Source organism: Streptococcus sp. 21.1, assembly GCF_016648635.1.
Taxonomy (GTDB): Bacteria; Bacillota; Bacilli; order Lactobacillales; family Streptococcaceae; genus Streptococcus.
Genome location: NZ_JACLQL010000001.1, coordinates 130,769 through 154,762 on the forward strand (window position 1 = coordinate 130,769; position 23,994 = coordinate 154,762).

General features: G+C 41.6%; 20 protein-coding genes and 1 pseudogene. 6 read left to right on the forward strand and 15 right to left on the reverse strand.

What is annotated here, in order from left to right:
* Positions 1-109: 109 nt before the first annotated feature.
* From H7U01_RS00715 to parE, 3 genes and pseudogenes are all read right to left on the reverse strand, one after another.
* Positions 110-1,141: pseudogene (locus H7U01_RS00715) on the reverse strand (branched-chain amino acid aminotransferase); the annotation flags it as partial.
* A gap of 156 nt (positions 1,142-1,297) precedes the next feature.
* Complete coding sequence (parC, locus tag H7U01_RS00720; protein ID WP_021144501.1) at positions 1,298-3,754, reverse strand: DNA topoisomerase IV subunit A; 2,457 nt, start codon at positions 3,752-3,754, stop codon at positions 1,298-1,300.
* A 1,341-nt stretch (positions 3,755-5,095) separates the two neighbouring features.
* On the reverse strand, positions 5,096-7,045 hold the full coding sequence (parE, locus tag H7U01_RS00725) for a DNA topoisomerase IV subunit B (RefSeq protein WP_107372750.1): 1,950 nt from the start codon (positions 7,043-7,045) through the stop codon (positions 5,096-5,098).
* 137 nt (positions 7,046-7,182) lie between these two features.
* Between parE and plsY the strand changes: the two genes are divergently transcribed.
* Positions 7,183-7,824 carry a glycerol-3-phosphate 1-O-acyltransferase PlsY gene (gene plsY, locus H7U01_RS00730; protein WP_002890350.1) on the forward strand — a complete coding sequence of 214 codons (642 nt, stop codon included), beginning with the start codon at positions 7,183-7,185 and terminating at the stop codon, positions 7,822-7,824.
* Between the two features lie 116 nt (positions 7,825-7,940).
* Here plsY and H7U01_RS00735 read toward each other — a convergent pair whose 3' ends face one another.
* The 9 genes from H7U01_RS00735 to H7U01_RS00775 all read right to left on the reverse strand — a co-directional run bounded on the left by H7U01_RS00735 (position 7,941) and on the right by H7U01_RS00775 (position 14,727).
* Positions 7,941-8,318 (reverse strand): helix-hairpin-helix domain-containing protein, encoded by a 378-nt coding sequence (locus H7U01_RS00735; protein WP_002890347.1) that lies wholly within the window; start codon positions 8,316-8,318, stop codon positions 7,941-7,943.
* Between the two features lie 74 nt (positions 8,319-8,392).
* Positions 8,393-8,647 (reverse strand): DUF1912 family protein, encoded by a 255-nt coding sequence (locus tag H7U01_RS00740; protein WP_002886199.1) that lies wholly within the window; start codon positions 8,645-8,647, stop codon positions 8,393-8,395.
* Between the two features lie 112 nt (positions 8,648-8,759).
* Positions 8,760-9,710: a homocysteine S-methyltransferase gene (gene mmuM / locus H7U01_RS00745; RefSeq protein ID WP_037597554.1), complete on the reverse strand. Its 951-nt coding sequence runs from the start codon at positions 9,708-9,710 to the stop codon at positions 8,760-8,762.
* An 11-nt stretch (positions 9,711-9,721) separates the two neighbouring features.
* The gene (locus H7U01_RS00750; protein WP_002886136.1) at positions 9,722-11,098 is read right to left on the reverse strand and encodes an amino acid permease; all 1,377 of its coding nucleotides are present in this window, start codon (positions 11,096-11,098) and stop codon (positions 9,722-9,724) included.
* A 128-nt stretch (positions 11,099-11,226) separates the two neighbouring features.
* A complete protein-coding gene (gene yihA, locus H7U01_RS00755; protein ID WP_002885996.1) occupies positions 11,227-11,826 on the reverse strand; it encodes a ribosome biogenesis GTP-binding protein YihA/YsxC in 600 nt (199 codons plus the stop codon).
* Positions 11,827-11,835: 9 nt separating this feature from the next.
* On the reverse strand, positions 11,836-13,062 hold the full coding sequence (clpX, locus tag H7U01_RS00760) for an ATP-dependent Clp protease ATP-binding subunit ClpX (RefSeq protein WP_002890340.1): 1,227 nt from the start codon (positions 13,060-13,062) through the stop codon (positions 11,836-11,838).
* Between the two features lie 17 nt (positions 13,063-13,079).
* Positions 13,080-13,250, reverse strand: a complete 171-nt coding sequence (locus H7U01_RS00765) for a hypothetical protein (RefSeq protein ID WP_002886174.1) — start codon at positions 13,248-13,250, stop codon at positions 13,080-13,082.
* 4 nt (positions 13,251-13,254) lie between these two features.
* Entirely contained in the window at positions 13,255-13,758 is a 504-nt protein-coding gene (locus tag H7U01_RS00770) for a dihydrofolate reductase (protein WP_073950795.1), read from the reverse strand.
* A gap of 108 nt (positions 13,759-13,866) precedes the next feature.
* Positions 13,867-14,727, reverse strand: coding sequence for a thymidylate synthase (locus H7U01_RS00775; protein WP_060971323.1), 861 nt, complete (start codon positions 14,725-14,727; stop codon positions 13,867-13,869).
* A gap of 462 nt (positions 14,728-15,189) precedes the next feature.
* Between H7U01_RS00775 and H7U01_RS00780 the strand changes: the two genes are divergently transcribed.
* The 5 genes from H7U01_RS00780 (at position 15,190) to H7U01_RS00800 (ending at position 19,166) form a co-directional block, all read left to right on the forward strand.
* Positions 15,190-16,356 (forward strand): hydroxymethylglutaryl-CoA synthase, encoded by a 1,167-nt coding sequence (locus H7U01_RS00780; RefSeq protein WP_201040895.1) that lies wholly within the window; start codon positions 15,190-15,192, stop codon positions 16,354-16,356.
* A 1-nt stretch (position 16,357) separates the two neighbouring features.
* On the forward strand, positions 16,358-17,632 hold the full coding sequence (locus tag H7U01_RS00785; protein ID WP_201040897.1) for a hydroxymethylglutaryl-CoA reductase, degradative: 1,275 nt from the start codon (positions 16,358-16,360) through the stop codon (positions 17,630-17,632).
* Positions 17,633-17,798: 166 nt separating this feature from the next.
* Positions 17,799-18,248, forward strand: a complete 450-nt coding sequence (locus tag H7U01_RS00790) for a DUF1836 domain-containing protein (RefSeq protein ID WP_002885964.1) — start codon at positions 17,799-17,801, stop codon at positions 18,246-18,248.
* A complete protein-coding gene (gene trhA, locus H7U01_RS00795) occupies positions 18,241-18,918 on the forward strand; it encodes a PAQR family membrane homeostasis protein TrhA (protein ID WP_002886236.1) in 678 nt (225 codons plus the stop codon). Before H7U01_RS00790 ends, trhA begins: the two co-directional genes overlap by 8 nt.
* A gap of 56 nt (positions 18,919-18,974) precedes the next feature.
* On the forward strand, positions 18,975-19,166 hold the full coding sequence (locus H7U01_RS00800; RefSeq protein WP_002886147.1) for a PspC domain-containing protein: 192 nt from the start codon (positions 18,975-18,977) through the stop codon (positions 19,164-19,166).
* Positions 19,167-19,240: 74 nt separating this feature from the next.
* Here H7U01_RS00800 and H7U01_RS00805 read toward each other — a convergent pair whose 3' ends face one another.
* From H7U01_RS00805 to thrS, 3 genes are read right to left on the reverse strand one after another with little or no spacing between them, the layout of a single operon-like run.
* Positions 19,241-20,299 (reverse strand): DUF3114 domain-containing protein, encoded by a 1,059-nt coding sequence (locus tag H7U01_RS00805; RefSeq protein WP_070576405.1) that lies wholly within the window; start codon positions 20,297-20,299, stop codon positions 19,241-19,243.
* A gap of 29 nt (positions 20,300-20,328) precedes the next feature.
* On the reverse strand, positions 20,329-21,267 hold the full coding sequence (locus H7U01_RS00810) for an alpha/beta fold hydrolase (protein ID WP_064524894.1): 939 nt from the start codon (positions 21,265-21,267) through the stop codon (positions 20,329-20,331).
* A gap of 49 nt (positions 21,268-21,316) precedes the next feature.
* Positions 21,317-23,263: a threonine--tRNA ligase gene (gene thrS / locus H7U01_RS00815; protein WP_002890325.1), complete on the reverse strand. Its 1,947-nt coding sequence runs from the start codon at positions 23,261-23,263 to the stop codon at positions 21,317-21,319.
* Between the last annotated feature and the right edge of the window lie 731 nt (positions 23,264-23,994).

Sequence of the window (23,994 nt, forward strand, 5' to 3'; positions counted from 1 at the left end):
CCCGATACTTGGCTCGAGCCATCCTTTCTTAATGTATCTCCTTAATTCTACCGAAAAAGAAAAAAGCTTGCAAGAGCAAGCCTTAAAATAATCATTTATCTATTAAGAATTAGTCAACTTTGACAATCCATCCTTCTGGTGCTTCAACATCACCAAATTGGATACCTGTCAACTCATCATAAAGTTTACGTGTTACAGGACCTACTTCTGTTTCTGAGTAGAAGACATGGAAGTCATCACCATGTTGTACCCCACCAATTGGTGAGATAACGGCAGCTGTACCGCAGGCACCTGCTTCAACAAATTTATCCAATTCAGAAATCTTAACATCACCTTGGATAGCTTTCATGCCAAAGCGATTTTCAGCCAAGTAAAGCAATGAAAACTTGGTGATAGATGGCAAGATAGATGGGCTGAGTGGTGTAATGAATTCTTTATCGGCTGTGATACCAAAGAAGTTTGCAGAACCCACTTCTTCAATCTTAGTGTGAGTTGCTGGATCAAGGTAGATCACATCAGAGAAGTTACGGTCATGTGCAATCTTACCTGGCAACATACTTGCTGCGTAGTTACCACCAACCTTAGCAGCACCTGTACCATGTGGCGCAGCACGGTCATAATCATCTTGAATAAGGAAGTTTGTTGGAGCCAAACCACCTTTGAAGTAGTTACCTACTGGCATAGCAAAAATGGTAAAGATATACTCATCTGCTGGATGCACACCAATGATATCACCAACCCCAATCAACAATGGACGGAGATAAAGTGTTGCACCTGTACCATATGGTGGAACATATTCTTCATTTGCACGTACAACTTGTTTACATGCATCTACAAATTTGTCAACGGGAACTTGTGGCATCAAAAGACGATCCGCAGTACGTTGCAAACGTTTAGCATTTTCATCTGGACGGAACAATTGAATAGAGCCATCTTTAGTACGGTAAGCCTTGAGGCCTTCAAAAGCTTCTTGACCATAGTGAAGGGCTGGAGATGCTTCTGAAATATGCAAAGTCGCATCCTCAGTCAATTGCCCCTCATCCCATTTACCGTCTTTGTAATATGAGATATAACGGAATGGAAGTTTACTGTAATTAAATCCTAGATTTTCCCAGTCTAAATCAACTGTCATGTGTATATCCTCTTTTCTGTTACTATGTGCTTTCTAGTATAGTCCTTTTCATTGAAAATTTCAAGGTTATGTTGCAAAATTCTGACAATTCTTTTTAAAACACTTATTTTGCCCATCAAAGAAAAAAACTCTGCCCTCTAATAAGAGAACAAAGCTTTCTTATCTTTATCTTTCAATAATCTTGGCAGAAAAGACTTCTTTGTCTGCTAATCCTTCAATGAAGCTACCGTTGCTAGTACGGTCTGAAAGATTTAGAAGGGACAAGTCAACCTCTGCCGTTTCACCTGTTGTAGCTGTTACAAGCAAGGTCTGAGGAGTCTCTTCCACTGGTGTTGCTAGAAGATCTATCTCGCCACCAGCATTTTCCGTAAAGACTGGACCCGCAGTGAAGACACGGTGTGGTTTCGTCTTAAGCTCACGAAGAACTTGGAGACCTCGACCAGCTCGCTTAGCCTGTGGAATATCTGCTGTAGCTACACGTTTGAGACTAGCTCTTTGTGTCAGAAGGTAGAAACTTTGAGTATTTGCTACAAAAACAGCCTGAACGGTATCATCATCCTTAAGATTGATTGTCTTAACACCTGCTGCCTTGGCACCAACTACTGGCACTTCGTCCGCGTTAAAGCGAAGGGCATAACCCTTTTGAGTGATAATCATGATATCATCCAATTGAATTGGCGTAACCGTAACAATAAAATCACTATCATCCTTGAGTTTAGCGTATTTAACCGACTTAGACTTGTAGGTACGCCATGGCGTAAATTCCTTGCGTTCGAAACGTTTAATCTGACCCAGCTTGGTAGCTGCTAGGTAAGTACCTGTTTCAAAATCATCCAGGATTTCTGCGTAAAGCACTTCTTCATCCTTAGATAAATTGGTGATAGTTTGTGATAAATGCTCTCCCAAATCCTTCCAACGAATGTCTGGTAGCTCATGGATTGGACGATAAATCACATTGGCCTGATTAGTGAAAATCAAGAGGTGTTGTGTCGTCTTAGCTTGCTGAACCAGAATCAAATCATCATCATCACGTTTTCCGACTTCGTCAATCGTTGAAGCATTGAAAGAACGTGGGCTTGTACGTTTGACGTAACCACCGCGAGTGATGCTGACATAGGTTTCTTCTTCAACAATCAAACTTGCAGTATCAATTTCAATGGTCTTGGTTTCTGCTTGCAACTCTGAACGACGGTCATTACCAAATTTCTTCTTAATGTCACGGAGTTCACGTTTCATGACATTAAACATGGTACGCTCATCACCAATGATAGCAGCCAAGGTCGCGATTTGTTCACGTAAATCAGCTTCCTCATTTTGGAGGGTGACAATATCCGTATTGGTCAAACGATAAAGTTGCAAGGTCACGATAGCTTCTGCTTGTTCTTCTGAAAAATCATAGCTGACCTTAAGATTTTCCTTAGCATCAGCCTTATTTTCAGAAGCTCGGATAAGAGCGATAACCTCATCCAAAATAGAAATAACACGGATCAAACCTTCGACAATATGAAGACGTTTTTCAGCTTTTTCCTTGTCAAATTTTGAACGAGCAACGATAATATCACGACGGTGGGCAATGTAGCTAGATAAAATCTTTTGCAAGCCAACTTGACGTGGGGTGAAATTATCAATAGCCACCATGTTGAAATTGTAGTTGACCTGAAGATCCGTATATTTCAAAAGGTAGTTAAGAATAGTTTGGCTGTCAGCATCCTTCTTAAGTTCAATAGCAATACGTAACCCTGTACGGTCAGACTCATCACGAACTTCCGCAATACCTGGAACCTTGTTATTGACTCGAACATCATCGATTTTTTTAACAAGAACTGCCTTATTGACATCGTAAGGAATTTCAGTAACGATGATTTGTTCCTTGCCACCTTTGAGTTGTTCAATTTCAGTACGTGAACGCACAACGACGCGGCCCTTACCAGTTTCGTAGGCCTTACGAATCTCATCTTTACCCTGAATGATAGCCCCTGTTGGGAAATCTGGACCAGGCAAGAATTCCATCAATTTATCCAGTTTAGCAGATGGGTGATCAATCATGTAGACAACGGCATCGATGACCTCTGACAGATTATGCGGTGGAATATCTGTGGCATAACCAGCAGAAATCCCTGTAGCCCCATTAACCAAGAGGTTTGGAAAGGCGGCAGGTAATACGGTTGGTTCCTTCTCTGTATCATCAAAGTTCCAAGCCCAAGGAACGGTGTTTTTATCAATATCTTGAAGAAGGTAGCCAGCAATCTCTGACAAGCGCGCCTCTGTATAACGCATAGCCGCTGGTGGATCACCATCCATAGAACCGTTGTTACCGTGCATTTCAACTAAGATTTCACGATTCTTCCAGTCCTGGGACATACGCACCATGGCGTCATAAATGGAACTATCGCCATGTGGGTGAAAATTACCCATAATGTTACCCACCGACTTGGCAGATTTACGATAGCCCTTGTCATGGGTATTGCCATCCTTATTCATGGAATAAAGAATACGACGTTGAACGGGTTTCAAACCGTCACGAATGTCAGGAAGCGCACGCTCCTGAATAATGTATTTGGAGTAGCGTCCAAAACGCTCCCCCATGATGTCCTCAAGGGACATGTTTTGAATATTAGACATAAGATTTCTCTTTATTTTTTTAGTTTAAGTAATGATTTGAAATAATATAAAAGACAAATAGTAGATCCCCTACTTCACTGCAACACCTCTAATTACAATGTTGTTCCTTGACTTTGTAACTGTAGAAGAATGGTTTTCACCTTCCTAGTTTCTATTTCACCAATCACAAATTGAACCACTGTGCTTATCGCAATTAAAATGAAAGATACACAAGATAGTGTCAATGAAGTAGAAAGTTCCCCAAAGAATAAAATAAGGTTTAAAATTGTTAGACCGGTCATTATGGAGCCATTGATCACGAGAACTAGAGCTAATGGCATACGGAATAGCTTATAATGATAGATACTTTTTAAAAGAGATGTGATACTACAAACAACACTTAGGGGAGAAAAAACATAGACATAGTAGAAAGCCAATAACAACCCCGTGTAGGTCCTCTGTGAGAAGGGATTATCTATCAAAGATAGAAGGAAGGTTATCACTACTAGTATAGGCAAGATCAAAAAGCGTGTTTTTAGTGGTCTCTTTTTATAAACGCTTAAATAAGCTATTGCCCCTGCACATACAGGAAACACCACTTGAGGATAGTAAAGTAAAAAACTTAATACCTTAGATAACATAGGTTTACCTCATACTGTCTTTTCCTGACTTAGCAATATAGTCTTTATTTTTTTCATTTTCCTTTCCTCCTATTATAGTTTGAACAATACCAATTATCGCTAGGAGAAGAAAAATAAGGTACATAGATGAAGCAGGGAGAAATCCCAAAGACCCTTGTAAAAAGAGCAGATTGAGGAAAGCCAGTAATGTGGCAAAGAAACTATTAATAACTAGTAAGATTGAATATTTGGTTTGAAAGCGTATTTTGAAAGCGTATTAAATGTAGAAGACTTTTTATAAAAGCTATTAGCGAGAATGGCACATAAAACACTGAAAAGATCAACATATAGTAAAAAACAAATAATAAACCTGAGTATGGACTTCCAAAATAAGAATAGAGAGGATTATCCACCACGAAGATTATGAGGGAAACTATAGATAGAAGAAAAAGGATAAAAAAGCGTGTTTTTATAGGTCGTATGCCATAAAAAATTAAGTATATGGTAGAAACAATAACCATAAGAATAATAGCAGGAAAAGCTACATCTGCATGGTAAGCTAGGTAATCGATAACATTAAAATCCATTTTTCTACCTCCATTGATTTCTAGTCAATGACACTGCAAATAGTTAATAAACGATGTAGAAAATAATCAACTTGTTTCTTTATAATCCCAAGTATCTATTGATAGTAAGCGCTCTCCCTAACTCTATCTTATTACATTCCCTACTGGCCTGCAACTTAAAATGCGCCGCTTTCTTCCAAGGTAAATTTAACGTTATCTTCAATCCATTGACGGCGTGGTGCCGCCTTATCTCCCATAAGAACTGAGACACGACGTTCGGCACGCGCTAGGTCGTCAATAGTTACTCGGATAAGCGTTCTGGTCTCTGGATCCATAGTTGTTTCCCAAAGCTGGTCAGCATTCATCTCACCAAGCCCCTTGTAACGCTGGAGAATAGCTCCACGACCAAATTTTTGACGAAGTTCTTCAAGTTCCCCATCCGTCCAAGCATATTCGACAACTTCCTTCTTACCTTTCCCTTTGGACATCTTGTAAAGAGGAGGCAGAGCGATATAAACGTGTCCTGCTTCCACTAGTGGACGCATATAACGATAGAAGAAAGTAAGAAGCAAGGTCTGGATGTGAGCTCCATCGGTATCGGCATCGGTCATGATGATAATCTTGTCGTAGTTAATATCGTCAAGGTTAAAGTCAGCTCCAACTCCAGCACCGATAGTATAAATCATGGTATTGATTTCTTCGTTTTTGAGAATGTCTGCCATTTTGGCTTTCTCAGTGTTGAGGACCTTCCCTCGAAGAGGAAGAATGGCCTGGAATTTACGATCACGGCCTTGTTTGGCTGAACCGCCGGCAGAATCCCCTTCGACCAGATAAAGCTCATTTTTCTTAGCATTTTTAGACTGGGCTGGCGTCAATTTTCCTGACAAGAGTCCCTTGTCTTTTTTATTTTTCTTGCCATTTCGACTGGCATCACGAGCTTTTCTGGCAGCTTCACGGGCATCACGGGCCTTGATAGCCTTACGCACCAAGTTCGAAGCCAAATCTCCATTTTCCATAAGGAAGTAGGTCAAATGCTCTGAAACGATGCTATCCACAATAGGACGAGCTAAAGGAGATCCAAGTTTGTCCTTGGTTTGTCCTTCAAACTGAAGGTGTTCTTCAGGAACCAAGAGCGAGATAACTGCTGACAAGCCCTCACGGTAATCTGAGCCTTCAAGATTTTTATCTTTTTCTTTGAGAAGGCCTGTCTTACGGGCATAATCGTTAAAGGCCTTGGTAATAGCTGATTTAAAGCCTGTCTCGTGAGTACCGCCATCCTTAGTACGGACATTATTGACAAAGGAAAGGATATTATCAGAGTAACCGTCATTGTACTGAAGGGCTACTTCTAGGTGAAATTCCTGCTGGTCCCCATCAATATAGATGACTGGTGTCAGTGTTTCCTTGTCCTCATTCAAGTAAGATACAAAGTCTTGAACCCCATTTTCATAGTGGAATTCTTCACGAACTTCTTCTTCGCCACGCAAGTCTGTCAATGTCATAGTGACATTCTTAAGAAGGAAGGCTGATTCTTTGAGACGTTCTGAAATGGTGTTAAATTTGAAGTCAGTCGTTGAAAAGATACTAGCATCAGGCATAAAGGTAACTTTTGTACCTGTCTTAGATTTAGGTGCCTTGCCGATTTTTTCAAGTCCTGTTACAGGGTGACCCCCATTTTCAAAACGCTGACGATAAACACTACCGTCACGGGTAATTTCTACCTCAAGCCAGCTAGATAGCGCATTAACAACTGAAGAACCCACACCGTGAAGACCACCAGAAGTCTTATAACCACCCTGTCCAAATTTACCACCCGCGTGGAGAACAGTGAAAATAACTTCAACTGTTGGTTTACCCATGGCATGCATACCTGTCGGCATCCCACGTCCAGAGTCAGAAACAGAAACGGAACCATCCTTATTTAGGGTGACAGCGATGACATCACCAAAACCAGAAAGAGCTTCATCGACCGCATTGTCGACAATCTCCCAAACTAGGTGGTGAAGTCCTGTTCCATCCGTTGAGCCAATGTACATTCCTGGGCGCTTGCGAACCGCATCCAACCCTTCTAGTACCTGAATGGCATCATCATTATAATTATTTACATTTATTTCTTTTTTAGCCAAGAGTGACCTCCAAAATTTTCATCCTTATTATTTTATAAGTTTTCAGAAGAATTTGCAAAAGAAATCAAGAAAGTCCAAAAGATATCTTAAGGCTGACTGACTTTGTCAATTACTAGGCTGTATGCTATAATTATCTCATGAAAATCTTATTGTTAATCCTAATCGCCTACTTGTTAGGTTCCATTCAGACCGGCCTCTGGATTGGGAAACTATTCTTCCATACCAATCTTCGTGAGCATGGCTCTGGAAATACTGGAACAACCAATACCTTTCGTGTTCTAGGTAAGACTGCTGGTACCATCACCTTCTTGGTTGATATGTTCAAGGGGACTTTGGCTGTTCTGCTACCTATCTGGCTTGGTGTTACAGAGGTTTCACCTCTAATCATTGGTTTCTTTGCTATTATCGGACATGTTTTTCCAATCTTTGCTGGATTTAAAGGCGGGAAGGCTGTAGCGACAAGTGCAGGGGTGCTTCTTGGCTTTGCCCCACTCTACTGTGTATTCCTACTCTTGGTCTTTGCCCTAACACTCTATCTAACCAGCATGATTTCATTTTCAAGTGTCACTGCAGCAATTGTTGGACTTATTACCTTAGCTGTGTTTCCAGCCATCCATTTCTTACTAGATGGCTATGACCTTATTTTTACTGGGGTTCTTACCATCATGGCTTTGCTTATCATCTTCCGCCACACTGAAAATATGGGGCGCATCCGCAGGCATCAAGAAAACTTGGTACCTTTTGGACTTAATTTAACCAAACAAAACCCAAAGAAATAAACAATCCAGACCTACTAACCACTAGATTTACTAGTGGTTTTCTTGTTTTTCTAATCAAGCAATGCTTTCTAAAACAATAAAAAATCCGAAGGCTACACCTCGGATTTTTTTTAGGCTTAAGCTTTGAAGCTAACACCATTTTCTTTCAATTTTTTAACTGTCGCAGGTCCAACACCCTTGAGGGCAAGAACTTCTTCTTCAGTCACAGTAGCAAAAGCCTCTACTGAAGTCAAACCTTCATTATAAAGAGTTTCTACAAGGTTTGAACGAAGGCCTTCAACCTCTGGAAGTTCTGCAAAGGCTTCAAGACTAAGGTCTGTAGCTACCACTTCTTCCTTAGCAACTGTCTTAGTTTCAGCAACAGGTTGTGGTGCTACTGGTGGCACTGGTGGAACAGGCGCAACGGGTGGAACAGGGGCTTTAACATTATTGAAAAGTCCTTGTTTTTTCAAACGGCGTTTAAAAGCTTTCTTTTTATTTTTTACTTTAGCCATGTTTAGTTTTCTCCTATTTTGATAGACGATACCTTTCTATAAAGTAGTATCGCCATTTTCTTTTTCATCCTTTATTAATAGTGACGTTCCCCGAACAAGCCATCTGGCATATCATGGAAACCTTTGCCAGCACGATAGTTGGCAAACTTACCAATTAGGAAATTGTAAGCATCCAATTTAGCTTCATAGCGGTAACTTGCATCACGTGCACGTTCATCGCCGTCTTCTTCCCAGATTTTCTTGCTAGCGGCCAAGGCCGTTTCGTTTACTTTAACTTGGGTAACAACCCAGGCTTCGAAGTCTTTTAGAAATTCTTGTTCGTAGGTCATATTTTCCTCTTCATTTTAAAAACCAGCTTAACGCTGGCTTCATTTTCTACTAATAGTGTGTAGAGCTCATAGCCTTACAGTCTCCTATTATAACAAATAATTAGAAATTTGACTAGGTTCTAAACTCTGCATATAAGGCTTTAATGTCATTTGGACGTGTGCGGCAGCAACCACCTAAAATCTTAACCCCAAACTGATCATGCCAATCCTTGCTGTGTTCCACTAAGGTCAGAGCATCCTTATCCTTAGGTTTCCAAGTCTGCGTACTACCATCATAAACCTCACCTGAGTTGGGGTAAGTAATGAGGGCTTTTCCAGTATTTTTAAGAATAGCAAGAGCCTGATTATAGAGCAGAGGCGAACTACAGTTGATTCCTAGAGCCAAGATTTGGTCTGACTGGGAAACAAGCTGGGCAATCTCATCTAGAGAAGTCCCATCACTGATAGTGCCTGGTTCTTGGACTGTAAAACTGATATAAACTTCTGCTTCTGGAAATTCTTCAGCCAGAAGTTCATTCAAAGCTTGTGCTTCCAGACGATTAGGAATGGTTTCCAAAGCCAACAAATCGACACCCTGATTTAGGAGAATTTGAATGCGAGGGCGATGAAACTCCTTGAGAGCCTCTGTGGTAATCTGACCATAATCACCACTGTACTCAGAACCATTGGCCAAATAGGCTGCGTAAGGACCGACATCACCAGAGATCAATGGATAAGGACGCTTAGCTTTCTCAGTCTCATCTAAAGCTCCCCAGACCTTATCGCGTGCAGCCTTTGCCAACTGAACTGTCAAGGCAATAATCTGCTCCGCTTCTTTCTCAGTAAGTCCAGCGTCTATCAAGCCTGGTAAGGTTGCCTGATAAGACGATGTGGTAATCAAATCAGACCCAGCAGCTACATAGGTTTCATGGATTTTTTGAATAACTTCTGGCTTGTCAAGCAGGTACTTGGCTGACCAGAGTTTCCCAGAAATATCATAACCCAAGCTCTCCATCTCTGTTCCCAGAGCCCCATGAAGAATGAGGGGAGATTTATTCTCTAAATAGTCTTTAAATATTGCCATGCAAGGCCTCCTTACCATTTCTTAAAACGAAGGTAGTGATAGAGGTAGCAGAAAATCATAAAAGGAATACCAAAATAAAGTCCTGCCCGTTGTGAACTATCCCAAGCAATCCCAAGAACAGAAATGGCCAACAGAATGATTGTGATATAAGGTAGGATTGGATTAAAAGGCGTCTTGTAATCCAACTCATCATCAGAATGTTCTAAATTCCACTGTTTACGGAAGTTGATTTGTGCCATAGGAATAGAGAGCCAGACAACAACAACTGCAAAACCAGCGATTGATACCAAAGCTAGGTAAACTGTATCTGCTGCATAGATACTTGAAAAGAGCGATAAAACTGCTCCTGCCATAGAAATCAAAAGAGCTGTCATTGGAACACCATGCTTATTAATTTTCACTAGCTTTTTATTGAGCATCCCCTCATTGGCCAAAGACCACAGCATACGACTTGACGCATAAAGTCCAGAATTTCCAGCAGAAAGGATAGCTGTCAAGATAACAAAGTTCATGATGTCCGCTGCAAATGGAATCCCCATCTTGTCAAAGACATCAACAAAAGGTGCTGAGGATACCCCTGCTTCTTTCATGGGAAGAAGCGAAGCCAAGACCACAATGGTCAAGACAAAGAAGATAACCAAGCGTCCAATGGTCGTTTTAATAGCACGCGGAACAGCCTCTTTAGGATTATCTGTCTCACCAGCTGCGATACCGATTAACTCTGTTCCCGAAAAGGCGTAGTTAACCGCCAACATGACTGACACAATGGCAAGACCACCATTTGGAAAGAGACCATTAGCCGTCAAATGCTTGAACATAATAGCTTCACGATGACCATCAAAGCTGACCAAACCAAACATAGCCCCCAGACCTAGGATGATAAAAACCAAGATAGCAATAACCTTTATAGAAGAGAAGAAAGATTCCGCTTCCGCAAAAGACCTTACACTCAGAGCATTAATTCCAAAAATCACCAAGGCAAAGAAGGCCGCAAACATCCAAGCCGGAACTGATGGAAACCAACGTTGCATCAACATGGCAGCACCCAGAAATTCTGTTCCCAAGGCTACCGTCCAACAAATCCAATAAAGCCAAGCTACCGTAAAGCCGGTTCCCGGACTGATAAATTTAGTGGCATAGGTGTGAAAAGATCCTGTTACTGGCATGGCAACAGCTAACTCACCTAATGAAAGCATGACCAAGTAAACAACGATAGCCCCCACAAGATAAGATAGGATCGCACCAAGGGGTCCTGCTTGTGCAATCGTATAGCCTGAGCTAAGAAAGAGACCAGTACCAATGACACCACCTAGCGAGAGCATAAAGAGGTGGCGTGAGGTCATCTTCCGTTGGAACTGACCTTCATTTTCATAATTATGGTTTTCCATAGATTCCTCCAATATATGTGATAAAACAAGCTTATCACAATATCATCCCCTTGGATAATAGGTGGAAACTATCAAAGAGATAGACAAAAACTATCGCAAGAAAAAACTCGGATCTCTCCGAGCTTTTCTTACAATTCTGCCAAAATCGTATCCCATGCCTCGTCATAGCCGTCACGTGTGACAGATGAAAAAACGATGAAATGGTCATTTTTGTCGAAATTGAGTTTTTTCTTAATAATCGATTCGTGCTTGTTCCATTTTCCGCGAGGAATCTTGTCAGCCTTAGTCGCTACAACGATGACCGGAATTTCATAATACTTGAGAAATTCATACATTTGGATATCGTCTTGAGTTGGTTCATGTCGGAGGTCAACCAAGCTAACAACGACACGAAGATTATCTCGAGTCACGAGGTACTCCTCAATCATTTTGCCCCATTTGGCACGTTCTTTTTTAGACACACGGGCATAACCGTAACCTGGCACATCCACAAAACGAAGCTTATCGTCAATATTGTAGAAATTAAGCAACTGAGTTTTCCCTGGTTTTCCAGAAGTACGTGCTAGGTTTTTACGACCAAGAAGTGTATTGATAAAGCTTGATTTACCAACATTCGAGCGTCCTGCTAGGGCAACCTCAGGGAGGTCATCTTGGGGATAGTGGCTCTTATTCGCCGCACTGAGCAAAATCTCAGCATTGTGCGTATTTAGGACTTGTTCTTCAGCCATAGAACCTCCTTATGCTGTTTCCAAAACTGGAGCAGCTGTGCCGTCAACGGCTTCTTTTGTAATACGAACCTTAGTCACATCTTCCTGGCTAGGAATCTCAAACATGACATCCATCATGACTTCCTCAATGATAGAGCGAAGGCCACGCGCACCGGTCTTACGTTCAATTGCCTTACTTGCAATAGCTTCAAGAGCATCCTGGTCAAACTCCAGTTCAACCCCATCATAAGACAAGAGGGTTTGGTACTGTTTAACCAAGGCATTTCTAGGCTCTGTCAAGATACGAACCAAGTCGTCAACCGTTAACTGTTCAAGGGCCGCAAGGACTGGCAAACGTCCGATAAACTCAGGGATAAGACCGAATTTTTGAATATCTTCAGCCACAATTTCTTGCATGTATGATGAGTCATCATCAATTGCCTTATTATTTTGACCAAAACCAATGATTTTCTCACCAAGACGTTGCTTAACGATATCTTCGATACCATCAAAAGCACCACCAACGATAAAGAGAATATTCTTAGTATCAATTTGAATCATCTCTTGGTTAGGGTGTTTACGACCACCTTGAGGGGGAACGCTAGCTACTGTTCCTTCGATAATCTTCAAGAGGGCTTGTTGAACCCCTTCACCAGAAACGTCACGAGTGATTGATACATTTTCACCCTTTTTAGCAATCTTATCAATCTCGTCAACATAGATGATACCACGTTCCGCACGTTCAATATTGAAGTCTGCCGCTTGGATCAGTTTGAGGAGGATATTTTCCACGTCCTCACCCACATAACCTGCCTCTGTCAATGATGTTGCATCCGCAATCGCAAATGGAACATTCAAGCTACGAGCCAAGGTCTGAGCCAAGAAAGTCTTCCCTGAACCAGTTGGTCCAATCATGAGAATATTTGATTTTTGCAAATCCACATCATTGTCTTCACGACTTTCTGTGAAATTGATACGTTTATAGTGATTGTAAACAGCTACCGCCAAGGCACGTTTGGCACGGTCCTGCCCCACGACATAGTTGTTCAAAATATCTAAAAGTTCTTTTGGCTTCGGAGTTTCAGCCAAGTCAGCCAAAACTTCTTCTGCCATTTCCTCACGAATAATTTCTTGTGACAAGGCCACACATTCGTTACAGATAAAGACGCCATTCCCAGCGATAATTTTCTTTACTTCTTCTTGGTTTTTGCCACAAAATGAACAATAAACCATTTCTTCATTACGATTTCCAGCCATTTATTCCTCACTCTTTTCTAAAATAGGGTGCCATAGAAGGCGTGAATAGTATTGACAAGGTTAGTAAAAGCATTTAAAAAGAGAAAAACTGCTAACCCATAACGTTTCTTGCGAAAGGCAGGAATGGCAGAGAGGACACAAAGCACTCCCAATAATGCAGTAAATAACCCAAAAACACTACGTTGCATGAACCTAGTCTCCTTCTTTTTCATAGCGACTTATGCTAAAGTCGTAGGCATTTTTATCATCCTTGACCGCGCGGTCACGTGATACCTCTTTAAATGCCGTCATATCTAGTTGTGGAAAATACGTGTCTCCCTCTAAATCAGCCTCAATAGTTGTCTTGATGAGTGCATCATAATGTCCATCAAAAGCCTTGTAGACACCAGCACCACCAGCAATATAGAGGTCCTTATCTTGCTGTTCGAACCAAGCCAGAGCTTCCTCAACACTCGTAACGGTCGTCACACCCTCACAGTCGAAGTCCTTGTCTCTTGTCAAAATCAAGGTTTCACGTCCTGGTAGGCAACGACGGTTCATGCCATCAAAGGTCACACGTCCCATGAGAATTGCTGAGCCCATGGTCGTTTTCTTGAAATGTGCCAGTTCAGCAGGCAAGTGCCAAGGCATGGTGTGATTCTTCCCAATAACATGGTTATGAGCTTCCGCCCAAATAGCAATGAGTTGTTTAGACACAGTATTTCCTTTTCTTTTTAAGTTTACAATCCATTCTAACAAAAAAAGAGAAAAAGAGCTTGGAAAAAACTTTGCCAGCTCTTTATGGGCTTAAATCATAAGCATTTATTAAATTGCTAAGTCAAATTTGAGTTGAGGTTTAACAGGCTCATAGTCAACCAATTCAAAATCTTCTGGTTTGATATCAAAGAAATTCGTTCCATCAGGAACATTGAGGACCAAGCGTGGTTGGCAATCAGAGGGCTGACGTTTGAGCAGTTCTTCGGCTTGCTCAAATTGATTGTCATAGATATGGAGGTTGTTGATGAAATAAAAGAATTTACCAACTTTCCAACCAAAGTGCTTGGCAATCATCATCTGAAGAGCCACATACTGCATGGCATTAATATGATGAGCCACCAGCATATCGTTAGAACGTTGCGTCAAAGTGGCGTCCAAATAAATGTCCTCGCCCACACGACGAACGTCAAACATGGTTTGGAAGGCACAAGGCTGAAGTCCTGCTGTCTCCTCGAAGGCCTCGTAATCCCAAAGGGAGATGACATTACGGCGATTCCACGGATTAGCCTCCAACTGAGCCAACAAACGGTTAATAATATCGTGCTTCTTAACGACCGCCCCATAACGCTGACCAATCGAACGCTTGTCCCCATTATTAGCAGGTACGCCTTCAACTTCCCAGTCATTCCAATAATGCACATTATACTTATCTTCAAGGACATCTAGGCTATTTGACTGGTCTTGGTAAATCCAAAGCACTTCTTTGATAGCAGATTTGATAGCAATAGGACGAAGAGTGGTAATAGGAAACTCTCCCTTGCTCAAATCATATTCAGCAAAAGACCCTGTAATATATTTGGAATTGGCTGTAGTGCCATCCTTGTATTTAGGACGTGCTTGCTCCGACCAAACACCCTCTTCCATGATTTTAGTGATATTTTCTTTAAATATAGTGTCTGCTTTTGTCATGATTTTCCTCTTTATTCAATTGAAAACAAAGTATTTTTTGAGACTTTCCTTAAGTGATTACGGACGTCTGCGAACTTCCAAGACTAATTTTTGAGCCTATGGTCTCAAAAATTCCGAGTGTCTGTAAACAAAACACTTTATTTACGGACACTTATCTCACAGCGGAAAGTCTCACTTAACGCTCGCAATGATTTCAATATATAACAACAATTTTACTTTTCTAACATAGCTAAAAAACTAGTAGAGTGCCACTTCAATTTTACCTTATTCTAGTGCAAATGAGAAATATAAGCTATGGCAATACCCAAAGTAAGTCGTTTAAAATCCCCTAGTTCCTATCAAAAAATGAGATATAACTAACTATCAAAGTTTTTTCAAGGCGAAAGCGCTCTTTTATGGTAAAATCACTATAGATTAGTATCTTCTGGATACTCTACAATGAAGAAAAAAAGGAAACATCATATGTCTATTGGAATTGATAAGATTGGTTTTGCGACCAGTCAATATGTTCTAAACATGGCTGATCTCGCTCTTGCCCGTGGGGCGGAGCCTGAAAAATTCAGCAAGGGGCTGATGCTTGATGCAACCAGTATTACGCCGATTACAGAAGATATTGTGACGCTTGCCTCTGATGCGGCGGCTGATATTTTAAATGACGACGACAAAAAAGCTATCGATATGGTCATCGTGGCTACTGAGTCTTCCATTGACCAGTCAAAGGCTGCTGCTGTCTATGTTCACAGTCTTTTGGGGATTCAACCTTTTGCCCGTTCTTTTGAAATGAAGGAAGCTTGTTATGCTGCAACTGCTGGACTTAACTATGCTAAATTGCACGTGGCAGCCCACCCAGAGAGCAAAGTTCTGGTTATTGCCAGTGATATTGCCCGCTATGGTGTCGGATCTTCTGGTGAGTCAACCCAGGGAGCTGGTGCTGTAGCTATGCTAGTCAGTCAGAATCCACGTATTTTAGAGCTTACAGATGACAACGTGGCACAAACTCGTGATGTCATGGACTTCTGGCGTCCAAACTATAGTTCAACGCCTTATGTTCAAGGCATCTATTCAACCAAGCAGTACCTTGACAGTTTGAAGACAACTTGGGCAGCTTACCAAGAGCGTCATCAGGCTGACTTTGCTGATTTTGCAGCTTTTTGTCTCCACCTTCCTTATCCTAAGCTAGCTCTTAAGGGACTTAATAAGATTATTCCCAAAGATTTGAATCCCGAGAATAAAGAGCGTTTAACAAACAACTTTGATGCTTCAATTACCTATAGTCGTCAAATTGGAAATATCTATACAGGGTCACTTTATCTTGGACTTCTTTCATTGCTTGAACAGTCGCAAGACCTTAAAGCAGGAGATAAGATTGGCTTCTTCTCTTATGGTTCTGGAGCTGTCTCCGAAATTTTCTCAGGACGTCTGGTTGAGGGCTACAAAGACCTGATTCGTTCAGACCGTCTAGATACCTTTGCCAAACGTCACCCCTTGAGCGTTGCTGATTATGAAAAACTTTTCTATGAAGAGGCGCAGTTGGATGACACTGGCTCTACTCAATTCGCTGATTACCAAACCGGAGCTTTCCGTTTAACTGAAATCTCTGAACACCAACGTATCTATAAAGGAAATTAATATGACTAAACTCTCTTGGACTGGTTTTTCCAAGAAGACACCGCAAGAACGTAAAGAGCATTTGAAAAAGAATGCTCTTTTGTCTCAGGAAAATCAAGATCTTCTGGATAAGGACCAACAACTCACCCTTGAAACAGCCAACCAAATGGCTGAAAATGTTATTGGTCGATTTACACTTCCCTTTGCCGTTTGCCCAGATGTATTGGTAGACGGTGTGACCTATCAGGTTCCCATGGTTACCGAGGAACCCTCAGTTGTGGCTGCTGCTTCCTACGCTAGCAAGCTCATTAAGCGTTCTGGTGGTTTCACGACTACAATCCATGACCGTCAAATGATTGGCCAAGTTGCCCTCTTTGACGTTCCTGATAAGGATAATGCTTCAAGCAAAATTCAAGCAGCCAGTCAGGACCTTATAGAGATTGCCAAAGAGGCTCACCCTTCTATTGTTAAGCGTGGGGGTGGCCCTCGCAAGCTCTGGACTGAGACTAAAGGAGACTTCCTCATTGTCTATCTAGCCGTTGATACCCAAGAAGCCATGGGAGCCAATATGGTCAACACCATGATGGAAGCCCTGGTGCCAGAATTAGAAAACCTGTCAGAAGGTCAAAGCCTCATGGCTATTCTCTCAAATCTAGCCACTGAAAGTCTTGTGACAGCGACTTGTCGTCTTAGCACACGCTTCCTCAGTCGTAATAAGGAAGAGGCACATGACCTGGCTAAGAAAATGGAGATGGCCAGCCAACTGGCTCAGGTGGACCCCTACCGAGCAGCTACCCATAATAAGGGAATTTTCAATGGTATCGATGCCCTAGTTATCGCGACCGGAAACGATTGGCGAGCAGTTGAGGCCGGTAGCCATGCCTATGCAAGCAAGGATGGTAGCTACCGAGGTCTGTCCACATGGACTTATAATCAGGAATCTAAGGAACTAGTTGGAGAATTATCCCTCCCCATGCCAATCGCAACCCGTGGCGGTTCTATCGGACTTAACCCTAGTGCTTCTATCGCCCATGATTTGCTTAATCATCCAGATGCCAAAACCCTAGCCAGTATCATCGTCTCTCTTGGTTTGGCACAAAATTTGGCTGCTCTGAAAGCTCTGACTTCAACAGGAATACAAGCAGGACATATGAAACTCCAAGCCAAATCCCTGGCTTTGTTAGCTGGGGCCAGTCCTGAAGAAATGCCTCAAGTTTTGGCTGAACTTCTCAAAGCCAAACATATGAACCAAGAAACTGCACAAGCAATTTTGGAGAAACTCAGAAACCATAAGTAGTGGATCAGAAACAATAAAAAAATCACTCTGCCTAATCACATAAAAAATAAAGATGTTGGAAATTTTATCTCAACATCTTTTTCATATCTCACAAGTTCTGACTTGACTTGAATTTCTATAATGTTATAATCTAGTTATGAAAACTAGATTAAGAGGTTTTTATAATTTGACAACACAACAATACCCTCTCTGGGAAGAATTACCAGAGATTGAACTCTATTTGGATCAGGTTTTGCTCTATGTCAACCAGGTCACCCAAAGCACTTTGGGACCAAACGACAAGGGGTTAACCGCCTCTATGGTCAATAATTATGTCAAACATGGCCATGTCGCAAAACCCATCAAGAAAAAATATAATGCTGCTCAGGTAGCTAGACTTATTGTCATCACTAGTCTGAAGACCGTCTTTGAGATTTCTGAGATTGCCAAAACCTTAGAAATCCTACGAACAGATGCTGAAAGCCAAAAGAGCTACTACAATGACTTTGTAGCCTGTATGAATGGTCAGTTTCCCCAAGAAGCTCCACAAGTCATACTCTCAGCCTGTCAGACGCTTCAATGTTACCGAGCTACTCATCAACTTTTGAACGACCTTGAAGGAGGAAATAATGTCTAATACTGCTACTTTTAATACTTCTCCCAACCTCAAACTCAGTAAAAAACTTAGCTTTGGTGAGGAAGTGGCAAACAGCGTGACACACGCCGTCGGAGCTGTGGCCATGCTAGTCTTACTACCAATTACTGCCGTTCATGCCAACAACGGCTACGGCATGACTGCTGCGGTCGGAATGTCTGTTTTCGTTATCAGCCTTTTCCTCATGTTTTTGAGCTCAGCCATCTACCATGCTATGGATTACAACTCACCCCACAAGATGGTTCTAAGAATTATTGACCACAGCATGATTTATATCGCCATTGCTGGAAGCTACACCCCTGTTGCCCTCTCATTGGTTGGCGGTTGGCTAGGCTATAGCATCATCATCCTCCAATGGGGAACAACAATTTTTGGTATTCTCTATAAAATCTTTGCTAAAAAAATCAATGAAAAGTTCTCCCTCTTCCTCTATCTGATGATGGGATGGTTGGTTATCTTCATTATTCCAGCTATCGTTACTAAGACAGGGCCAGCCTTTTGGGGGCTCATGCTTGCTGGAGGATTGTCATACACGGTTGGGGCAGCTTTTTACGCTAAGAAAAAACCATACTTCCACATGATTTGGCACCTCTTCATCATGCTGGCTTCGGCTCTGCAATATCTGGGTATCGTCTACTTCATGCTTCCTTAAGCTAATACTAGACTTCAAGGTGTTATGGTATAATAAGGCATACGGAGGTAAATCATATGAAAAAAGAACTCAGACGAGATCCAAACAACAAAATCATTGCCGGTGTTTGTTCTGGTATCGCTAAATATCTTGACATTGACCCTGTCATTATTCGCCTCATTTGGGCTGCAGCGATTTTCTTATTCGGAACAGGCTTTCTTTTCTACATCATTTGCTGGATTATTATCCCAGAAGAAAGCAAATGGTAAGCTATCATTGAATATACAAAAAAGTGATACGGACCTAAATTTCTTACCATTTAGGTCCATATCACTTTCTTTTTTTATTTTCTCAAGCGGAAAATCAAATAGCTGACATTAACAAGGAGTAAAACACTCCAAAGAATGAGAAAGGGAATATTTCCTCGGACAGCATTGTGCCAAATACCTAGGGCGTATAAGGCCATAAAGACTAGTGATCCTAGAATCGCTGTTCCTTTATTGTTTTGTGGTTGTTTAGACATATGAACCTCCTTTGTTTGCTTTTTCTGAATCGATTTAAAGCCATAAACCAGAGCAAGAAAAAGTCTGGCTTGGCGTTTGACATCATTTGCCAAAGACCTATGAGACTGGGCATAAATACCTTTTGGATTGTAGAAAGATTTATCAAACTGTTCAGGCGCTTGCTGTCCCAAACGTTTTTTCAATTTGTTGGGTGAACGAAAGCCCCTAGTCATTCGATTACGAAAATCAGGGTCATGTGGTTGGACCGGCTCCACATCCAGTTGCCAGTGGCGTTTGAAATTACCATAGTTAAAACTGGCACCATTAACCACCCCACTCTCAGTCACCTGCTCCGCATCGACCTCATTGAGAAAGTTTCCCTGACTATCCAGAATAAACTCAATCCGATTATAGAGAAGAATTTTTAGATTAACACTTGGAATCCCATCAGGATAAACCGCCTTGCCATCACAGATAGAAACCTTCTGGTGCAAACGTCCCTGATCAAACATGGTGAAAGGCTTCCATCTCAGATAGACAGCCAAAGCTTCTTTATCTGTCATCCCTGGCTTTTTATAATGCGTCCGCACATACTGTGCCTGTTGACTAGAAATCAGGTATCGTAGCTGATGGATTTGTCGCTCTATAGAAACATTCTTAGACAAACTATCATCAGGAAAAGCCAGATCTACCAATTTCACGACATCCTTCCAGAAGGAATCATGCGGTGCTAAGTCAGAATCGAAATAAGATAAAAGGTGTTGGGTTTCTTCAAGCTCTCCCGATAAGTCCTCTGGCATCTCTATATAAGCTAGCAATAGCTTTAGCACTTGCAATGGTTGGTAGTCCCTTTGCCAGTTCTTCCATAAGTGTCGAAAGGCTTTTGAACCAATGAGCATCACATCTCTCCTCAATAACATACGTAAATTTAATCAGTCGTCTCTTTGATGAACTCCTCTATCTTCTCGGACACCTCTTTGGTCTGATAGTGATAAAGATAATGCGGAGAATCATAAAAAGTCACTTCGATATTTTTCTGGTCCTTTGCAAAGGTAGTCGCATAATGCCGCCAGTCCTCCTGGCTAAAACCTGTACCCTCACCATTCGAGACCATCAGTAAGGTTGGAATATGTGAATCAATGCTAGAAGTAACCTTTTTCGCATTTTCCTTAACAGACAGGCTCTCATTTAACATAGCCTTTGACAATATTTGACGATAGGCTATCCGTTGGTAGAGGCGGCGGTCACTACTACTGAGATTGGCATTAGGCACATATAAGCGACTCGGTAAATACCTTAATAAGCCCAATTGACTTCCCCAACGAGCCATACGTAATATCTGGGGATGCATTTTTAAATGAGCGTAACTTTCTGGTAGGGCCCAATCTAAACCAATGATAGCTTTCACTTCACTAGGATATTTTTCCTGCCACAGAAGTGTCTCTAAGGAGGCCATCGAATGAGAAAGGATAATATAAGGACCTGAGACATGAGCCCTGGCTAGGGCTTGACGTGTCTCTGAAAGAACCTCAGAAACATCTCGGGACTTGGATGTATCCTCACTGTAACCATAGCCAGCCCTTTCAACAACGACTATCTTATACTGCTTCGAAAGCCCATCATACAAGTCTTTAAAATCTAGAATGGGAGAGGCTGTTCCAGCACCAGAAAGAAAAACTAGAGTTTGTGGCCCCTCCCCCTTTACAAAGACACTCATGTCATGACCATTCACAGACACCATTTGCCCCATAGGATTGAGAGAAGCCTTCTCTCTTTGCAAGGCTAATCTATGGTAAGTAAAGATCGCCAGCAACAAGAACAGAACTAATCCCAGCAGAAATAAAAGTCTTTTCATAAAAACGTGCATGGTTTATCCTACTAAAAAGTCAGCTAGCTTAGCTAACCGACTTTCTGATTTATTCGGCATCTGGGCGTGATTTGCGAGCAATATCAGCAAGGATATTTTCTACAAATTCTGACACAGCTTCAGTGTGTGTTTGTTTTTGTCCATAGCGACGAACGTTAACAGTTCCGTCTTCCATTTCCTTATCACCAACAATCAATTGGTAAGGAATTTTTTGTGTTTGAGACGCACGAATCTTGTATTGCATTTTCTCGTTACGTTCATCCACTTCAACACGGATACCGCGGTCACGAAGTTGTTTAGCAACTTCCCAAGCGTAATCTGTGTGGGCTTCATTTGAAACTGGGATAACAGTCACTTGTTGAGGTGCCAACCAAGTTGGGAAGGCTCCTTTATAGTTTTCAATAAGGATAGCTGTAAAGCGTTCCATTGTTGAGATAACCCCACGGTGAATCATAACTGGACGGTGTTCTTCCCCATCAGCACCGATGTATTTAAGGTCAAAGCGTTCTGGAAGCAAGAAGTCCAATTGGATAGTAGAAAGTGTTTCTTCATTACCAAGGGCAGTCTTCACTTGGATATCAAGTTTTGGACCGTAGAAGGCAGCTTCACCTTCTGCTTCAAAGTAGTCGAGTTCCATGTCATCCATGGCTGATTTCAACATGCTTTGAGCATTTTCCCACATTTCATCATTGTCAAAGTATTTGTGAGTATCTTTAGGGTCACGGTATGACAAACGGAAACGATAGTCAGTCAAGTTGAAATCTTCGTAAACGTCGATAATCAATTGAAGCGTACGTTGGAACTCATCTTTGATTTGTTCAGGTGTTACGAAAGTATGACCGTCATTAAGTGACATTTCACGCACACGTTGAAGTCCTGTAAGGGCACCTGATTTTTCATAACGGTGCATCATACCAATTTCAGCGATACGGATAGGCAATTCGCGGTAAGAGTGCACATGGTGTTTGTAAACTTCGATGTGGTGAGGACAGTTCATTGGACGAAGGACAAAGGCTTCACCATCTCCCATATCCATTGTTGGGAACATATCTTCACGGTAGTGATCCCAGTGACCTGAAGTTTTGTATAGCTCAACTGAGGCAATTGGTGGAGTGTAGACGTGTTGGTAGCCTGCTGCTACTTCCTTGTCTACGATGTAGCGTTCCAAGACACGACGGATTGTCGCACCGTTTGGCAACCAGAATGGAAGACCTTGACCAACCTCTTGAGAAATCATGAACAAATCAAGTTCTTTACCAAGTTTACGGTGGTCACGTTCTTTAGCTTCTTCAAGACGTTTAAGGTAAGCCTTGAGATCTTTTTTATCGAACCAAGCTGTACCATAGATACGTTGCATCATAGCATTATCGCTATTTCCACGCCAGTAAGCACCTGCAACATTCAAAAGGTGGAAGACTTGGATACGACCAGTTGATGGCACGTGTGGGCCACGGCAAAGGTCAACGTACTCACCTTGACGGTAGATAGTCAAACCACCTTCGTCTTCTGAGTGTTCTTCAATCAATTCCAATTTATATGGGTCATTTTTGAAGATTTCACGCGCTTCGTCTTTAGTCACTTCTTCACGGATTGATGGGAAGTTTTCTTTAACGATTTTCTTCATTTCTTCTTCGATACGAGGAAGGTCTTCGTTAGAAATTTGACCAGCTTCATTGTCAGTATCGTAGTAGAAACCATCTTCGATAGCTGGACCAACACCCAAATGAATATCTGGGAAAAGGCGACGAGCTGCTTGGGCAAACAAGTGAGCCGCTGAGTGACGCAAGATTGGAAGAGCGTCTTCGTGATCAGGTGTCACGATTTCGATGCTTCCATCTTCAGTAATCGCACGAGTTGTGTCAATCAATTTACCGTTAAATTTACCAGCAAGTGCCTTTTTAGCCAAAGAGTTGCTGATAGATTGTGCAATTTCAAAAGTTGTAACGCCAGATTCAAATTCACGAACAGCGCCATCTGGGAAAGTAATGTTAATCATCATATTCTCCTTAAAATTAATCTAAATTAATATCAATAATTGATGTTCTAAACTCTTTCATTCTTATACGCAATAGAAGAGTTGAGGAAGTTAAAAACCCTATAAGAGATAGGACTATAAAAACATGTTTCCATAAGGGGAGTGTAGTTCCATCTACAATCGGATATAGACGTATTGGATAGGTTGTCAATGCACTATAAAGATAAACCGCTGCAGTCGAACTACACAAGTATCCTATCTGAACTTTTAGTTTTGTCTTAGTAAGCATTAGGATGCTATAAAAGGGAATGCCAAAAACTAGAAGCGGTATCCCTAAGGCATAAAGGCTAATAAGAATGGTAACCGGTCCATCCCAAAACATTAGAGAGATAAATAACAACATATATGTTACCAAATAAAATAATATGGCACCTGTCTTAGAAAATAGGATTGTATTTCGACTCAATTAGCCTCCTCCCCTCAATTTTGGTTTAGCCCTTTAAATATGCTTAAGCCAAATAAAAAGCGACATCCTCAAAAGGACGTCGCAACGTGGTTCCACCTTAGTTCATGTACGACAAAAAACGAGTCTGTCCTACACCTCTGATTGGCTCTAACGTGGCCACCGTTTTATGTTTGCATAAAAAGTTAATCGAGTAGTCCCAATCATGTCCTCTGCGTGATTTCCAGCACCACACGCTCTCTGAAAGATTTCCCATGACTGATATGTCTCTATGCGTTATTATAGCATG

Coding starts and splice junctions, on each gene's coding strand:
- mmuM (WP_037597554.1), bottom strand. CDS start 9,710: ATGGCAATATTTAAAGACTATTTAGAGAATAAATCTCCCCTCATTCTT.
- trhA (WP_002886236.1), top strand. CDS start 18,241: ATGTCTAATACTGCTACTTTTAATACTTCTCCCAACCTCAAACTCAGT.
- H7U01_RS00775 (WP_060971323.1), bottom strand. CDS start 14,727: ATGACAAAAGCAGACACTATATTTAAAGAAAATATCACTAAAATCATG.
- thrS (WP_002890325.1), bottom strand. CDS start 23,263: ATGATTAACATTACTTTCCCAGATGGCGCTGTTCGTGAATTTGAATCT.
- plsY (WP_002890350.1), top strand. CDS start 7,183: ATGAAAATCTTATTGTTAATCCTAATCGCCTACTTGTTAGGTTCCATT.
- H7U01_RS00750 (WP_002886136.1), bottom strand. CDS start 11,098: ATGGAAAACCATAATTATGAAAATGAAGGTCAGTTCCAACGGAAGATG.
- H7U01_RS00740 (WP_002886199.1), bottom strand. CDS start 8,647: ATGACCTACGAACAAGAATTTCTAAAAGACTTCGAAGCCTGGGTTGTT.
- H7U01_RS00735 (WP_002890347.1), bottom strand. CDS start 8,318: ATGGCTAAAGTAAAAAATAAAAAGAAAGCTTTTAAACGCCGTTTGAAA.
- parC (WP_021144501.1), bottom strand. CDS start 3,754: ATGTCTAATATTCAAAACATGTCCCTTGAGGACATCATGGGGGAGCGT.
- H7U01_RS00800 (WP_002886147.1), top strand. CDS start 18,975: ATGAAAAAAGAACTCAGACGAGATCCAAACAACAAAATCATTGCCGGT.
- H7U01_RS00785 (WP_201040897.1), top strand. CDS start 16,358: ATGACTAAACTCTCTTGGACTGGTTTTTCCAAGAAGACACCGCAAGAA.
- clpX (WP_002890340.1), bottom strand. CDS start 13,062: ATGGCTGGAAATCGTAATGAAGAAATGGTTTATTGTTCATTTTGTGGC.
- H7U01_RS00780 (WP_201040895.1), top strand. CDS start 15,190: ATGTCTATTGGAATTGATAAGATTGGTTTTGCGACCAGTCAATATGTT.
- H7U01_RS00765 (WP_002886174.1), bottom strand. CDS start 13,250: ATGCAACGTAGTGTTTTTGGGTTATTTACTGCATTATTGGGAGTGCTT.
- H7U01_RS00810 (WP_064524894.1), bottom strand. CDS start 21,267: ATGCACGTTTTTATGAAAAGACTTTTATTTCTGCTGGGATTAGTTCTG.
- yihA (WP_002885996.1), bottom strand. CDS start 11,826: ATGGCTGAAGAACAAGTCCTAAATACGCACAATGCTGAGATTTTGCTC.
- H7U01_RS00805 (WP_070576405.1), bottom strand. CDS start 20,299: ATGCTCATTGGTTCAAAAGCCTTTCGACACTTATGGAAGAACTGGCAA.